This window comes from Spiribacter salilacus (assembly GCF_009649225.1).
GTDB classification, from domain to species: Bacteria; Pseudomonadota; Gammaproteobacteria; order Nitrococcales; family Nitrococcaceae; genus Spiribacter; species Spiribacter salilacus.
Genome location: NZ_WJPP01000017.1, coordinates 1 through 581 on the forward strand (window position 1 = coordinate 1; position 581 = coordinate 581).

The 581-nt window shown below is 58.7% G+C and carries 1 protein-coding gene; it reads left to right on the forward strand.

Annotated features, from left to right (window positions below; translation table 11 throughout):
- The coding region (locus tag GH984_RS10795; protein WP_172973234.1) for a hypothetical protein at window positions 1-581 on the forward strand (581 nt) is incomplete at both ends.

A 581-nucleotide genomic window follows, 5' to 3' on the forward strand; every position in this document is an offset into this window, starting at 1 on the left:
GGTGATGAGGCAGCCGGTGTGGCGGTCTCGTTCAATACACTCGGCTACAAGGCCCAGGATATTCTCTCGCAGGGCATTGATGCGTTGTTGGGTACCGGTTTTGGCATTGCCGATAAAGCTGAGGCAGTAGCGCGGATTACGAGCACCACCTTGAGCGTGGGCGGCGATCTGACGATCAGCGCGGATAATATCGCCCAACTTAACGCCACGCTGTCTAATGCTGCGAAGTCTCAGGCCTCAGCGCTGTATGGTGCTGGAGGGTCGGCCGCCGGTTTTGTGCTGACCAGTAATTTGGTGGCGGCCGGTGCCGATGCACGACTCACCAGCCCTGCTGAGAACAGCACAGCCACCGGCGATGTCACCATCTCCGCCACCGACAACGCGGGTATCTACGCTAATACCAAGTTGGTGAGTTCCTCGGTTACCACCAACACCGGTGGGCTGGATATCCTGCGTGACACGCTCGATACGGCCAGTGATCTGGCTAACGCGCCGCGTTACTACAGCAGCGATGGTCTGGAAGATTCCGACTTCCCGCTCGCCTTTGGTGACCGGGTGCAGGTGAAAGACGGGTATGAGGT